Here is a 13,392-nt window from a genome sequence, read left to right on the forward strand (position 1 = left end):
CCGCGGGCAGTGCAAGGGCTGACTCCGGCCTTCTCAGTACTCGGGCAGGTCTTCGTTGTCCTGGGTGGTGGCGGACGCCGTGCCGGTCGGGGCGGGGCCCGACGCGTCCCGGTAGCCGGGCAGGCGCCGCACCAGATCGTGGAACTGGGCCCATTCTCGTTCACTCGCCAGCCGCACGGAGGCGATCTCACGGGCGAACCTCTGTTCCTGCCGCCCGGCGATCCGGTTGCGCAGCACCAGCTGCACCGAACCCGTCAGCGATCCGCTGACCGTGAGCGGCAGGACCGAACCCGCCACCTCCCACAGGTCGCTGCCGCTGACGGCGGTGAACACGGCCGCCCCCACGGTGACGACGACCTCCACGACCGGCCGCCACGGGGCGGGTCTGGCCCGCTCGCGCTCCCTGGCCAGCCTGAGGATCTCCGAGTTGAGCCCGACGTAGCGGTCGAAGACCTGCCCCACCCGCTCGTCGAAGGTGTCGGGAGCGGCGGTGAGCGCGCCGAAGGCCCGCACGTACTCGTTCCACACGGAGGTCTGCCGCAGCCGCCAGATGTCCTGGAGGGTGAGCGCGTTGACCGCGGCGGGCGTCAGCCGGTCCTGGACCGCGGCGAAGGCATGCCGCCGCAGGAACGTCAGCAGATGCTCGGGGTCCTCGACGAAACCGGTGGCGGCCCGCGCCTCCCGGGCCTCCTGGAGCACCACCCGCCGCAGGCTGTCGCCGGGCGTGAGCGGATAACGGCCCAGCGCGTCCGCCAGGTTGACGTTGTAGACGAGGTCGAGGAGCTGCTTGATCTGCGCCGCGAAGGGCTTGCTCCGGTCGTACCTGCCCTCGGCGACATTGGTCCCGGGGACCGTCACGAACTCCTCGTACAGGGCGTTGCGCACCACGGGCCGCCGGCTGACCCTGAGGTCGTTGCTGAAGGCGACCACCTCGCCGAGCCGCCGCCCGAACCGGTCCGCGTCCTCGCGGGCCACCCCTGTCTGGGCGGCCAGGACGTCGATGTCCTTGGCGGTCAGGCCCTGCACCTTCTCGGCGAACGGCTGGAACAGCCGCAGCCGGGTGCTCTCGCGGTTCTCGTGGTCGTCCGCCGAGTCGTCCCAGGACATGCGCACACAGCGCACCCGGTCCGTGGCGGGCAGCCCCTCCAGGGTCTCCTGCCAGGCCGTGAACCCGTCGCGCCGCACATGCAGACGGTCCGGCGGCTCCTCGGCCGGATGCCGCTCACCGAGCAGGAAGGGCACGATGGCCCCCGAGGCGAGCAGCCGCTGGTGCGCCGTGCGGGACTCGCCCTGCTCCACGAGGTCGCAGTTGATCGCGTCGTTGTTGTAGAAGTACGCGCGGTTGATCACGACCTGGCCGGCGTTGATCAGACTGCGGAAGTACTCGGCCCGCACCTCCTGGCGGCGCAGCAGGCCGACCTGGTCGAGGGACTCGCCCCGCTCGATCATCTGCCGTGTGAGCTGCGCCGGGACCCATTGGTTGTCCAGCGACTGCGCGATCACCGCACCCGGGTCGAGCTGTTCGGGACGGATCGGCTTCATCAGACCGTCACTGCTGTCGACGTCAGTCATCTTCCGCTCTCGGGGCCGTGGGTGTCCGACGAACGCCCCACAGCTACACCGCCGCGGCGTGATGAGGACCACAACGCCGTTGTTTGGCCGGAAAGTTGTCTCATAGCCGGACGGAAGGTCACAGTCCGGTCGCGTCCGGCCGGGGCAGCTCGGTCCAGATGTCGCCGCTGCGGCCGGGGGAGAGCCGCATCAGCGTCAACGCCTTGACGGGCAGCGGCTCCTCGCGCAGGGCGCGGACGTCCGCCGTGCGCGGCAGATCCGGCAGGGCCGCCTCCAGGGCCGCGCCCAGCGCCGGACCGGAGCCCGCCGCACCGGCCAGCGCGCCCGCCACCAGCGAGCCGAACAGCTTGCGGCGCAGTGCGGCCGGGTCGTCGGTGAGGTTGCGCTCGGGCAGCGCCGGGACCGCGATGCCGTGCCGGGCCAGCCGGGCGGGGCTGACCCGGATGTCGGCCAGGTCGCGGTAGACCAGGCGCACCGGCGCACCGGCGGCGGAGAGCACCACCAGCAGGTTCTGCCCGTGCGCCTCCAGCGCCACGCCCAGCTCCAGCAGGCCGAGACCGGCGGTGAGCGCGAGCCGGGTGAAGCCGGCCAGCCAGGCGGGGGAGTCCGGCAGCCCGGTGCCCGGCAGGGCCGCCACCGGCAGGACGCGCTCGCCGGGGCGGACGTACTCCTGCGGCGACTCGCGCCACAGGGCCGCCAGGTCGGGGGAGTGCGCGGTGGCCGCGCCGAGGGTGCGGGTGAGGTGCAGCAGACCGCCGGTGCGGGCCGCCAGGTCCTGCGCGAACGCCGACAGGACCGCCGAGGCGGCCACCGAACCGACCGAGATGTCCCGCACCGACGACGTCAGCCGCGCCGACAGCGCCGTCTTGACGTGCGGGCCGTCCGGCAGGGCCAGGGTGCGCAGCGACATCAGCGGATGCGCGGCGAGCCGGTCGCCCTCGCCGGGCCGCTTGAGCACATGCTCCGCCTGCCACGGGTGCACCGGCATCAACAGGCGCTCACCGTCCCGCAGTTCCCGCGGCCACTCCCCGGTCACCAGGCACTCCCGGGCCGCGACCGGCAGCAGCCGCAGCTCCACCACGGGCCGGTGCTCCGGGCCGTACGCCAACTGCTCGGCCACCGAGAAACCGGGCCGGGAACGGCAGTTGGGGTGGAAGGGATGCCCGTCGATCACCCGCTGCTCCCACTCCCAGTCCCGGCCGGGCCACTCCTCCGGCGGGACCGGCCCCCCGCCGGACGACGGCCGGTCCGCCCGGGACAGCGCCAACGACGCCGCGCTGTGCGCGAGTTCGACGGCCAGCGCGCCGCCGTGCGGCACCGCGAGGGCGGCCGTCAGCCGCGCCGCATCGTCGTGGACCTCGCCGTCGAGGCGCACTGCGGTGACGTAGGCGTCCGTCGCGTACGGGTCGGCCGGCGGCCCCTCCAGCACCCGGCCGTCGGACAGCCGCAGCACCAGGGCGTCCCGTAGCCGCTCCCGGCCGCCGATCCACGGCAGCGGCTCGTGCGCCAGCGCCCGCCACAGCCGGGTGAGCACGGCCGCTCGCGCCCCGGGCAGCTCGCGCGCGTACCGTGGGACGAGGCCGGGACGCACCACGGCCAGTTCCTCGCCGATCTCGGCCTCTGCGGTCGGGAGACGGTGCACGGTCGGGCTCCTCGGGTACGGATCGGACGCGCGGGCGCCACGGTAGCGCGCGGGCAGACATACTGATCACCTTCGCACCGTGTGGACGTATGGAACGAATGGAACGCATGGAGCTGACGCCCCCCACCGACGGCACCGGCGCGTCCGCCGCCGCCGACACCGGCGCGCGCGCCGACGCCTACGCCGTCGCGCCCCTGCTGAACTGCCTGATCCGCGAGGTGGCACGCCCCTGCCCGGAGCCCGGGAACGGGCAGGCCGGGCAGGCCGGGCAGGCCGGGCGGCGCGGCCCGGCCGGGCACGCCCTCTACCGGCTGCCGGGCACCGGGCGGCTGCTGCGGGTGCGCGCCGGGCGGCGGCCCGCCGCGCCCGAGGTGTCCGCGGACGGCCGCTGGCAGCGCCTCGGCCACACCGAACTGGTCAAACTGGTCGCCGACGAACTGCGCCGCCACACCGGCCTCACCAACGACGAACTGTCCGCCGAGATGATCGACAGCCGGGAGGCGGTGGCGGCACTGCTCGCCGCCCGGGAGCGGACCGCACCGCCCGGCGACCTCTACACGCGCTCCGAGCAGTCCCTCGTCACCGGGCACCCCTGCCACCCGGCGCCCAAGGCGCGCGGCGGCGGCCCGGTCGCCTCCTGGCTGCCGTACGCGCCCGAGGCGTACGCCCGCTTCCCGCTGGTGCTGCTCGGGCTGCGCGAGGACCAGGTCGTGGAGGAGGGCGACACCTCGGCGCTGGACGCCCTCGGCCAGGCCCCGCCCGGCTACCGGCTGCTGCCGGCCCACCCCTGGCAGCTCGACCTGGCGGGCGAGGCCCTGGCCGGGGCGTTCGCCGACGGACGGCTGGTGCGGCTGGGCACGACCGCCTTCGACGTGCGGCCCACCGCCGCGATCCGCACCGTCCACGCGCCGGAGGCCGACCTGTTCCTGAAGTTCAGCCTGGACGTGCGCATCACCAACGACGTACGGCGGCTGTGGCGGCACGACCTGCTGAAGCTGCGCCGCACCGACACGGCGGTCACGGCCGCCTTCGCCCGGCTCGGCGGACCGGCCGCCTGGCTGAGCGACCGCGGCCACCGCACCGCCGCCTTCGCCTTCGAGGAACTCGCGGTCGTCGTCCGTGACGGGCTGCGGCGGCATCTGCTGCCCGGCGCGACCCCGCTGCTCGCCGCCGCCCTGACCGAGGAGTTCACCGGCAACCCGCTGGACGGCCCGCTGGATCCGGCGGTGTGGTGGGCGGCGTATCTGCGCCGGATGGTGCCCCCGGTCCTCACCGCCTTCGCACGGCACGGGGTGGTGCTGGAGGCGCATCTACAGAACTCGCTGGTCGCCCTCGACGGCGCCGGGCTGCCCGTGCAGGCGCTGTTCCGGGACGCGGAGGGCGTCAGGCTGCTGTCCGAGGTGGACCGGGCGGCCGGCTGGGAACGCCTGGTGTACTGCCTGGTCGTCAACCACCTCGCCGAGATCGCCGCCGCCCTCGCCGAACGCCGTCCGGGCTTCGACCCGTGGCCCGCCGTCCGGCACGAACTGTCCCGGCACGCCCTGCCCGAGGTGCCCGCCCTGCTGGCCGCGCCGACCCTGCCCGGCAAGACCAATCTGCTGCTGCGCTGGACGGGCGCGGACGGCGCCGACGCCCGCTACCGCCCGCTGCCCAACCCGCTGGCCGACGGATAGGCGGGCAAAGAGGCGGGCGGCGCCCGGCGGGACTCAGAGACTCGCGGGGGCGGGCGGGGCCGTCGGCGGCCAGGGCGGGCGGCAGTACCGCGCGCCGCCGTCGGCCGGCAGCTCCCGTTCGTAGTCGCAACTGGCCACGGCGCGCACCTCCAGCGTCCAGAAGGCGGTCAGGAGCCGCGAGACCGCGTCGATCACCTCGGCGGCCGGTGGGTCGTCGACCGGCTCGCAGACCAGGACGGAGGGCCAGCCGATGAAGTCGTCGTCGGGCAGGCCGCCCCCCGCGCAGTCGTTGTGCCCCCAGTCGGCCCGCAGCGACGGCAGATGCAGCGTCCTGCCCCGGCACACCGCGCCCGGGACCGCGCGGGCCACCCGCTGCCACAGCTCCTCCCGGTAGGACACCGCCCCATAGACCGCGCAGTCGAGGTCGCGTTCCGGATCACCGGGATCCGGGAACCGGTCCGCCGTCACGCGGTCCCCCCGTCCTCGCGCACGTCCGGCGCCTGGGCCCGCGTGAAGCCGTGGCTGCGCTCGACCTTCGCCACGTGCAGCGTGTAGGTCTCGTACCACTGGGCCCGCCCGCGCTGCTGCGCCGCGCGGTGCTCGGCGTCGCCCCGCCACCGCGCGAGGGCTTCGGCGTCGCGGAAGTAACCGACCGTGATGCCCAGTCCGCCGGGGGTCTGCGCATGGTCCATCCCCAGGTACCCGGGGACCTCCTTCACCAGCTCCTCCATACGGTCGTCGGTCTCCCGGTAGCCGTCCTGCTCCGGGGTTCGCACCGTGGTGAAGACAGCGACGTAGTAAGGGGGTTCGAAAGCCGGGACGGGCACGGCGGACGCTGTCCGGTCACTGGTCATGGCGCCACCGTAAGACGCGACGCGCCCGAAGATCCAGCGTCCGTCCCCCGGGGGGCGGACACACCTGACCGGAGGCGGCGCCGGCCTTCGTGGAACCGGCGCGCACGGGGCGGCGTCCTTGCGTGGGTCCGCAAGATCTACTTCACCGAAGGACGCATCCATGACCGGTACGGCCGCCCGCTACCTCTATCTCGCGCGTCACGGCGAAGCGTCGCCGGACGAGAGCGAACTGACGGACGCGGGCCGCCGCCAGGCCGCCCTGCTGGGGCAGCGGCTCCGCGGGATCCCGCTGGCGGCGATCCACCACGGGCCCCTCGCCCGTGCCGAACAGACCGCCCGGCTGGTCGGTGAGCAGCTCGACACAGTTCCCTGCCGCCGTTCCGAAGTGGCCGGTGACTACGTTCCCTACCTGCCGACGCGGGCGGAACTGCCGCCGGAGGCCGCCGATGACTGGGTCGCGTTCCTGGGCCAGTTCACGGCCGAGGAACGCGAAGAGGGTCCCGGGCTGGCGGCGCAGGCGCTCGCGGAGTTCACCGGGCCCGTCGCCGGGGACGAACCGCGCCACGAACTCGTCGTCACCCACAACTTCCTCGTCGGCTGGCTCGTCCGGGCCGCCTTCGAGGCGCCGAAGTGGCGCTGGCTGGGCATCAACCACGCCAACGCGGCCCTCACCGTCATCCGCTACACACCCGAGCGGCCCCCGGCGGTTCTTCTCTTCAACGACACCGGCCATCTCCCCGCCGAGCTGCGCTGGACCGGCTTCCCGCCGGAACTCCGCGTCTGAGGCTGTGACCGAGGTCGACGGTGCCCCCTGTCCTGGGCGGCCTTCTCCTTGACGATCAACACCGGCGGCCCTATGTTGGCGCCTGCGGCTAACGCTGTTAGCCGCAGAGGGGAGCCGTCATGCGAGAGAGCCGAAGCGAGTACCGCGTCGTGAGCGCGCGTTCGGCCCGCCGTGGCTGACCGCGCGCGGCAGATCATGGCCGCCGCCCGGGAACTGCTCGACGCCGAAGGGCCGGACGCGTTGTCCATGCGGCGCATCGCCGAGCACGTCGGCATCCGGGCGCCTTCCCTGTACAAGCACTTTCCCGACAAGGCCGCTGTCGAGGCCGGGCTCCAGGCGCAGGGGATGACCCGCCTGGCAGAGGACATGGAGGCCGTCGAGGCCCGGACCGGCGCCGACGTGTCCCTGCTCGTGCTCGCCCGCGCCTACCGGCGGCATGCGCTCACCAGCCCGCACCTCTACCGCATCACCCACAGCCGGCCGCTCGCCCGCTCCGCACTGCCCGAAGGGCTCGAAGACCGCGCGGCGATGCCGCTGGCCCGTGCGGTGCACGGCGACATCGACATCGCGCGTTCGTTCTGGGCGTTCGCCCACGGCATGGTCGTGCTCGAACTCGACGGCCGCTTCCCGCCCGGCGCGGATCTGGACGCCGCATGGCGTACCGGCTGCGAGGCATTCGCCCAGGTGATCCGGAACAAGCCCCGAAATGAGCCCGTATGACCATCTCGGCCAGGGGGCCCGCGCCCGGTTCCGCCGTCCGCGCCGCCGGATACGTACACGCCGCGGTCTGGATCCTCGGGCTCGCCGTCGGATGGGGAGTCACCCCCGAGGTCGGCGACACGGATGCCGGGATCACGGCCGCGTACGCCGACCGGCCGGTCCAGGCGGTGGCCCAGGCGCTGTCGGTCCACGGCGTGGCGGCTGTCGCCCTGCTGGTCGTCGGATCGGGACTGGTCGGCCGGGGCCGCCGCACCGGCAGCACCGCCGCCGGTGCGGCGGGATGGGCCGCGAGGGCCGCGGGGGCGCTCGCAGGTGTGCAACTCGTCCTGGAACTGATCGCGGTGTCCGGAGCTGATCCGGCGTCACCGGGCAGGACCGGTGCGCTGTTCGAGGTGGTCCAGCGTGCGGACGGGGCCAAGATGCTCGCCCTCGCCGTGCTCGCCGCCGCCACCTGCGTAGCCTCGCGCGACCGGCACGGCACACTGCTGCGGCGCCGGGAAGTCGTCATCGGCTGGTTCCTCGCCGCCACGATCACCGCTTCCGGTGTCGGCTACCTGTTTCTGCACACCGCCCTGACCCCGGCGGCCTTCATCTCGCTGCCCCTGTTGCTGATCTGGACCGCCCTGCTCGGCGCGGCCCTCGGAAGCCGGTCCGGGCGTTCGCCCGATCTGACGGGCTGCTGATGGAGGAGCGCGGGAAGCCGTACGACGCATGCCCGTTCCACCGGCCCGCCTGACCGTGCCCCCTACGGAGTGACCATGGATCTCGCCTACCTACCCAGCCCTTCGACGGGAGTGCTCCACCTCGGCCCCCTTCCGTTGCGGGCGTACGCCTTCTGCATCATCCTGGGCGTCTTCGTGGCCGTCTGGCTCGCCGACCGGCGCTGGGTGGCGCGGGGCGGCGAGCGGGGTGTCATCGCGGACATCGCCGTCTGGGCAGTGCCGTTCGGCCTCGTCGGCGGGCGGCTGTACCACGTGCTCACCAGCCCCGACGCGTACTTCGGCGACCAGGGCGAGCCCGTACGGGCCCTGTACGTGTGGGAGGGCGGCCTCGGCATCTGGGGCGCCGTCGCCCTGGGCGGGGTCGGCGCGTGGATCGGCTGCCGCCGCCACCGCATCCCGTTCCCCGCCTACGCGGACGCGGTCGCCCCGGGCCTCGCCCTGGCCCAGGCGATCGGCCGCTGGGGCAACTGGTTCAACCAAGAACTCTACGGCCGTCCCACCACACTCCCCTGGGGCCTGGAGATCGACCGCGCCCACCGTCCGCCCGGCATGCCCGGCATCGCGACCTATCACCCCACCTTCCTCTACGAGTGCCTGTGGAACATCGGCGTCGCCGCACTGGTCTTCTGGGCGGCGGCCCGGTTCCGGCTCGGTCACGGCAGGGCCTTCGCCCTCTACGTCGCCGCCTACACGGTCGGCCGGTTCTGGACCGAGTACCTGCGTATCGACGAGGCCCACACGTTCCTCGGCCTGCGTCTGAACAACTGGACCTCCGTCCTGGTCTTCCTCGGTGCCGTCGTCTGCCTCGTCGTGTCGGCCCGCCGCCACCCGGGCGTCGAGGACGTGGCACGGCCACCGGCCGAGCATCGGGACGCGCATCACCACGACGAGGCTCGTGGGTTCACCGGCGGGAACGTCGAGAGCGGGGGAAACAGGTGAGTGAGTCAGTGAGTGAGTCGAACGAAGCGAGGAGCCGTCGACGATTCGGCCTCATCGCTGCCATGGCCGCCCTGCCGCTGGCCGCGGACCTGGCGACCAAACAGATCGCCCTGGCCGAGTTCTCGCCGACGGATCCGGTGAGCACGCTCGGCGGTTTCCTGAAGTTCACCCTGGTGACGAACTCCGGCGCCGCGTTCTCCATCGGCGAGGGCGCGACATGGTTGTTCAGCGCGGCCAAACTCGTCGTGATCACCGTCATGCTCTGGGGAGCGCGCCGGGTCCGCGTCCCCCTGTGGGGCGTGGTCTTCGGTCTGCTGATCGGCGGTGCGACGGGCAACCTCGTGGACCGTGTCTTCCGGCCGCCCGCCCCGTTGCAGGGGGCGGTCGTCGACTGGATCCAGCTGCCGCACTGGCCGGTCTTCAACATCGCCGACATGGCGGTGGTCTGCGGCGGGGCCCTGGCCGCGGTGGCAGTCCTGCGCAAGATCAGTCTGGACGGTTCTCCTGTGGCCGAGGAGGCGGCCGGGACCGGAGCGCACGGCGGCCCGGAAGGCGGGAACGCGGCCGCCGACAGAGACAACGGCCAAGCCCGAGCGAAGGATTGACGGAACATCAGGTGAGTGGCCGCCCGACTGCACGGCGGCCACTCACCCCCCGAAGGCTCACACGTCGGCCGGGTCCGGCGGTGACCCGCCGGGACAGCTGTCCCGGCGGGTCAGGGCCGGTGCGCGTTGTCGCTGAGCCAGGCCAGGACCTGGGCGGCATGCCTGTCCGGGGGGAAGATCGGGTAGAAGACGTGCTCGATCAGGCTGTCCTTGACGATCAGGGTGAGCCGCTTGTACAGCGTCAGCCGGCCGGTGGTGAAGGTGGGCAGACTCAGTGCCCGGCCCAGGCTCCCTGCGGGGTCGGACAGCATCCGGAACGGCAGACGGAGCCGCTCGGTGACCTCGCGCTGGTAGTCGCCGTCCTGACCGGAGAGGCCGTACACCCGGGCCGCGCCCGCCGCGAGCAGGTCCTGGTGGTGGTCACGGAAGCCGCATGCCTCGACGGTGCAGCCACGGGCGCCGGGGATGGAGTTCCAGCCCTCGGGCAGATCGGTGCCGGGGCGGCCCGTCAGCGGGTAGACGTAGAGCACCGTGCGCCCCGCCCCCAGCGCGTCGAGGCCGACGGTGGCGCCGTCGGTGGCACGGAGTTCCAGCCGGGGCATCCGCGCCCCGCGCAGATGGGCGGCAGCGCCGTCGTCCTCGGGAACGGGCAGTCCGGCAGGCAGGCTCGTGTGGTCGGTCATCGGTTCCTCTCCTTCGGCCGGTGAGAGGCGGCTGCTGCGTTGGGCGGCCCGGTGCAGGTGCGTCACCAGTGCCGCCCGGCGGGCAGTGAGACCCTCGATGCGCCGCGTGAGCTCGTCGATGGCGTCCCGGTACCCGGCCAGCGCGGCCGGGCAGTCGTCCGCGTGCCGGTGCCCCAGGGCCAGGCATTCCAGGAACGGCCGTGTCGCCTCGACGGGGATGCCGAGGAGACTCAGCGCCCGGATCTCCCGCGTGAGCCGTACGTCGTGCTCGTCGTAGTCCCGGTAGCCGTTGGCCAGCCGCACCGGCGCGAGCAGCCCCAGCGATTCGTAGTAGCGCACCGCCTTGGTCGTCACACCCGCTCGCCGGGCCAGCTCACCGATCCGCATGCCTCTCACCTCGAAGAACGCTAGACCTTGCCCTTGAGGGTAAGGTCAAGCGCCCGTACCCGAGGTGTCCTCCCCGGCTGTTACGCTCGGTCACTATGCGCACTGCACGCCGCAGACCGGGGACGAGGGGTGTACCGCCGTGCTGACCGAGGTCACCGCCACCCGCTATCTCGCACCGCTGCGCTCGGGCGGGTCGGTGCCGGGGATCGTCGAGGCCGACGACCTCGGGACGTACGTCGTCAAGTTCACCGGTTCCGCGCAGGGGCGCAAGGCGCTGGTCGCCGAGGTGATCGTCGGGGAGCTGGCGCGTGCGCTCGGGCTGCGGTTCCCGGAGCTGGTGCTGGTGCACTTCGACCCGGCCATCGCCGCGCACGAGCCGTACCAGGAGGTGCGGGAGCTGTACGGGGCGAGCGCGGGGGTCAACCTGGGGATGGACTATCTGCCGGGGGCGCGGGACTTCACCCCGGAGGTGGCGCGGACGTTCCGGGTGGATCCCCTGGAGGCGGGGCGGATCGTCTGGCTGGACGCGCTGACCGCGAACGTCGACCGGACGGTCCACAGCTCCAATCTGATGGTCTGGCCGACCCTCGGGGTCGCGCCGCCGCGCCTGTGGCTCATCGACCACGGCGCCGCGCTGGTCTTCCACCACCGCTGGGACCTGACGGCACCGGGCAAGGCGTACGACTTCCGGCACCACGCGCTCGGCCGGTACGCGCCCGATGTGCGCGCGGCCGACGCCGAGCTGGCCCCGCGGGTGACCGAGGCGCTGCTGCGCGAGGTCGTCGCCCAGGTGCCGGACGGCTGGCTGCGCGACGAGCCGGGGTTCCACACGCCCGAGGAGGTGCGCGAGACCTACGTCCGGCATCTGCACGCGCGCGTGCGGGCCTCCGCTTCCTGGCTGCCCACGGACTTCCCCGGGCACGACGAGCTGGCCGCCGAGGAGGCGCGGCGCGCGGCGCGTGCGCAGCGGGGGCGGCCGGACTGGCTCAAGCGGGTCCCGGATCTGCACGGCAAGCCGGCCGCGGAGCAGGACTGGTCCGTGCACCTGGGGCGCGAGGACTGAGGAGAGGGGCGCGAGGAGAGGCGAACGGCCGGACGGTCCGGAGGTGATGCCCCGGGCCGTCCGGCCGTGACGCCGCCGCCGGTCAGCCCTTGAGCTGCTGGTAGGCGGGCAGGGTCAGGAAGTCCGCGTAGTCCTCGTCGAGGGAGACCTGGAGCAGCAGGTCGTGGGCCTGCTTCCAGTGACCGGCGGCGAAGGCGTCGTCGCCGATCTCGGCGCGGATGTTCTCCAGCTCCTCGGCGGCGACCTTGCGGGCCAGTTCGGGCGTGGCCTTCTCGCCGTTCTCGAACTCGACGCCCGCGTTGATCCACTGCCAGATCTGCGAGCGGGAGATCTCGGCGGTGGCCGCGTCCTCCATCAGGTTGAAGATGGCCACCGCGCCGAGGCCGCGCAACCATGCCTCGATGTAACGGATGCCCACCTGCACGGCGTTGACCAGGCCCGGGTAGGTCGGCTTGGCGTCGAGGGAGTCGACCGCGATCAGGTCGGCCGCCTCGACGTGCACGTCCTCGCGCAGCCGGTCCTTCTGGTTCGGCCGGTCGCCGAGCACCTTGTCGAAGGACTCCATGGCGATCGGCACCAGGTCGGGGTGGGCGACCCAGGAGCCGTCGAAGCCGTCGCCGGCCTCGCGGTCCTTGTCGGCGCGGACCTTCTCGAAGGCGACCTTGTTGACCTCGGGGTCCTTGCGGGACGGGATGAACGCCGCCATGCCGCCGATGGCGTGCGCACCGCGCTTGTGGCAGGTGCGCACCAGCAGTTCGGTGTACGCGCGCATGAACGGGGCCGTCATCGTCACCGCGTTGCGGTCGGGCAGGACGAACTTCTCGCCGCCGTCACGGAAGTTCTTGACGATGGAGAACAGGTAGTCCCAGCGGCCGGCGTTCAACCCGGAGGCGTGGTCGCGCAGTTCGTAGAGGATCTCCTCCATCTCGTACGCGGCCGTGATCGTCTCGATCAGCACGGTGGCGCGCACGGTGCCCTGCGGGATGCCGAGCGCGTCCTGGGCGAAGACGAAGATCTCGTTCCAGAGGCGGGCCTCCAGGTGCGACTCCGTCTTGGGCAGGTAGAAGTACGGGCCCTTGCCGAGGTCGATCAGGCGCTGTGCGTTGTGGAAGAAGTACAGGCCGAAGTCGACGAGGGCGCCGGGGACCGGCCTGCCGTCGGCGTCGACGAGGTGGCGCTCGTCCAGGTGCCAGCCGCGCGGGCGGGTGACGACGGTGGCGAGTTCGGCGGCCGGGCGCAGCGCGTACGACTTGCCGGACCGCGGGTCGGTGAAGTCGATGCTGCGGGTGTAGGCGTCGATCAGATTGAGCTGGCCGAGGACGACGTTCTCCCAGGTGGGGGCGGAGGCGTCCTCGAAGTCGGCGAGCCAGACCCTGGCGCCCGAGTTGAGGGCGTTGATGGTCATCTTCCGGTCGGTGGGACCGGTGATCTCGACCCGGCGGTCGTCCAGGGCCGCGGGGGCGGGGGCGACCTTCCAGGAGTCGTCCGCGCGGATCGCGGCCGTCCCCGGGAGGAAGTCGAGGGTGGAGGTACGGGCGATCTCGGCGCGGCGCTCGGCGCGGCGGGCGAGCAGTTCGTCGCGGCGCGGCGTGAACCGCCGGTGCAGCTCCGCCACGAAGGCGAGCGCCGCGTCGGAGAGGACCTCCTCCTGCCGGGGCAGGGGCTCGGCGTCGACGATGGCCAGCGGGGACGGCGCTGGTGCGGACATGAGCTGTCACTTCCTTCAGCGGTGGCACCGGGTGCCAAGG

The 13,392-nt window shown here is 73.0% G+C and carries 13 protein-coding genes; 7 read left to right on the forward strand and 6 right to left on the reverse strand.

Annotation, left to right across the window (positions count from 1 at the left end; translation table 11 throughout):
* Nucleotides 1–33: 33 nt before the first annotated feature.
* Together B086_RS0137725 and B086_RS0137730 are read right to left on the reverse strand one after the other, a co-directional pair.
* Complete coding sequence (locus tag B086_RS0137725) at nt 34–1,572, reverse strand: hypothetical protein (RefSeq protein WP_018571625.1); 1,539 nt, start codon at nt 1,570–1,572, stop codon at nt 34–36.
* Between the two features lie 118 nt (nt 1,573–1,690).
* On the reverse strand, nt 1,691–3,214 hold the full coding sequence (locus B086_RS0137730) for an IucA/IucC family protein (protein ID WP_018571626.1): 1,524 nt from the start codon (nt 3,212–3,214) through the stop codon (nt 1,691–1,693).
* Nucleotides 3,215–3,312: 98 nt separating this feature from the next.
* Between B086_RS0137730 and B086_RS0137735 the strand changes: the two genes are divergently transcribed.
* Complete coding sequence (locus tag B086_RS0137735) at nt 3,313–4,887, forward strand: IucA/IucC family protein (RefSeq protein WP_018571627.1); 1,575 nt, start codon at nt 3,313–3,315, stop codon at nt 4,885–4,887.
* Between the two features lie 33 nt (nt 4,888–4,920).
* Here B086_RS0137735 and B086_RS41675 read toward each other — a convergent pair whose 3' ends face one another.
* Together B086_RS41675 and B086_RS0137745 are read right to left on the reverse strand one after the other, a co-directional pair.
* Complete coding sequence (locus B086_RS41675; RefSeq protein ID WP_018571628.1) at nt 4,921–5,355, reverse strand: hypothetical protein; 435 nt, start codon at nt 5,353–5,355, stop codon at nt 4,921–4,923.
* Nucleotides 5,352–5,741, reverse strand: coding sequence for an antibiotic biosynthesis monooxygenase family protein (locus tag B086_RS0137745; protein ID WP_018571629.1), 390 nt, complete (start codon nt 5,739–5,741; stop codon nt 5,352–5,354). The genes B086_RS41675 and B086_RS0137745 overlap by 4 nt, the downstream gene beginning before the upstream one ends.
* A 160-nt stretch (nt 5,742–5,901) precedes the next feature.
* Here B086_RS0137745 and B086_RS0137750 point away from each other — a divergent pair, with 160 nt between their 5' ends.
* The 5 genes from B086_RS0137750 (at nt 5,902) to B086_RS41685 (ending at nt 9,511) form a co-directional block, all read left to right on the forward strand.
* Complete coding sequence (locus B086_RS0137750) at nt 5,902–6,525, forward strand: histidine phosphatase family protein (protein ID WP_018571630.1); 624 nt, start codon at nt 5,902–5,904, stop codon at nt 6,523–6,525.
* Between the two features lie 171 nt (nt 6,526–6,696).
* The gene (locus B086_RS0137755; protein WP_018571631.1) at nt 6,697–7,245 is read left to right on the forward strand and encodes a TetR family transcriptional regulator; all 549 of its coding nucleotides are present in this window, start codon (nt 6,697–6,699) and stop codon (nt 7,243–7,245) included.
* Complete coding sequence (locus tag B086_RS0137760) at nt 7,242–7,928, forward strand: hypothetical protein (RefSeq protein ID WP_018571632.1); 687 nt, start codon at nt 7,242–7,244, stop codon at nt 7,926–7,928. The genes B086_RS0137755 and B086_RS0137760 overlap by 4 nt, the downstream gene beginning before the upstream one ends.
* Before the next feature lie 75 nt (nt 7,929–8,003).
* On the forward strand, nt 8,004–8,906 hold the full coding sequence (gene lgt / locus B086_RS41680; RefSeq protein ID WP_051115991.1) for a prolipoprotein diacylglyceryl transferase: 903 nt from the start codon (nt 8,004–8,006) through the stop codon (nt 8,904–8,906).
* A 62-nt stretch (nt 8,907–8,968) separates the two neighbouring features.
* A complete protein-coding gene (locus B086_RS41685; RefSeq protein ID WP_018571634.1) occupies nt 8,969–9,511 on the forward strand; it encodes a signal peptidase II in 543 nt (180 codons plus the stop codon).
* Between the two features lie 110 nt (nt 9,512–9,621).
* Here B086_RS41685 and B086_RS0137775 read toward each other — a convergent pair whose 3' ends face one another.
* Nucleotides 9,622–10,581, reverse strand: a complete 960-nt coding sequence (locus tag B086_RS0137775) for a MerR family DNA-binding transcriptional regulator (RefSeq protein ID WP_018571635.1) — start codon at nt 10,579–10,581, stop codon at nt 9,622–9,624.
* A gap of 139 nt (nt 10,582–10,720) precedes the next feature.
* On the opposite strand from B086_RS0137775, the gene B086_RS0137780 reads away from it, so the two are divergent.
* A complete protein-coding gene (locus tag B086_RS0137780) occupies nt 10,721–11,644 on the forward strand; it encodes a HipA family kinase (protein ID WP_018571636.1) in 924 nt (307 codons plus the stop codon).
* Nucleotides 11,645–11,726: 82 nt separating this feature from the next.
* On the opposite strand, the gene aceB is transcribed toward B086_RS0137780, so the two are convergent.
* A complete protein-coding gene (gene aceB / locus B086_RS0137785) occupies nt 11,727–13,352 on the reverse strand; it encodes a malate synthase A (RefSeq protein ID WP_018571637.1) in 1,626 nt (541 codons plus the stop codon).
* Nucleotides 13,353–13,392: the final 40 nt, after the last annotated feature.

The sequence above is a fragment of the Streptomyces sp. PsTaAH-124 genome (assembly GCF_000373685.1).
GTDB classification, from domain to species: Bacteria; Actinomycetota; Actinomycetes; order Streptomycetales; family Streptomycetaceae; genus Streptomyces; species Streptomyces andamanensis.

Excerpts from the sequence above, each read along its gene's own strand:
- B086_RS0137750 (WP_018571630.1), top strand. The coding sequence starts at position 5,902 with ATGACCGGTACGGCCGCCCGCTACCTCTATCTCGCGCGTCACGGCGAA.
- lgt (WP_051115991.1), top strand. The coding sequence starts at position 8,004 with ATGGATCTCGCCTACCTACCCAGCCCTTCGACGGGAGTGCTCCACCTC.
- B086_RS0137760 (WP_018571632.1), top strand. The coding sequence starts at position 7,242 with ATGACCATCTCGGCCAGGGGGCCCGCGCCCGGTTCCGCCGTCCGCGCC.
- B086_RS0137745 (WP_018571629.1), bottom strand. The coding sequence starts at position 5,741 with ATGACCAGTGACCGGACAGCGTCCGCCGTGCCCGTCCCGGCTTTCGAA.
- B086_RS0137725 (WP_018571625.1), bottom strand. The coding sequence starts at position 1,572 with ATGACTGACGTCGACAGCAGTGACGGTCTGATGAAGCCGATCCGTCCC.
- B086_RS41685 (WP_018571634.1), top strand. The coding sequence starts at position 8,969 with ATGGCCGCCCTGCCGCTGGCCGCGGACCTGGCGACCAAACAGATCGCC.
- B086_RS0137735 (WP_018571627.1), top strand. The coding sequence starts at position 3,313 with ATGGAACGCATGGAGCTGACGCCCCCCACCGACGGCACCGGCGCGTCC.
- B086_RS0137775 (WP_018571635.1), bottom strand. The coding sequence starts at position 10,581 with ATGCGGATCGGTGAGCTGGCCCGGCGAGCGGGTGTGACGACCAAGGCG.
- aceB (WP_018571637.1), bottom strand. The coding sequence starts at position 13,352 with ATGTCCGCACCAGCGCCGTCCCCGCTGGCCATCGTCGACGCCGAGCCC.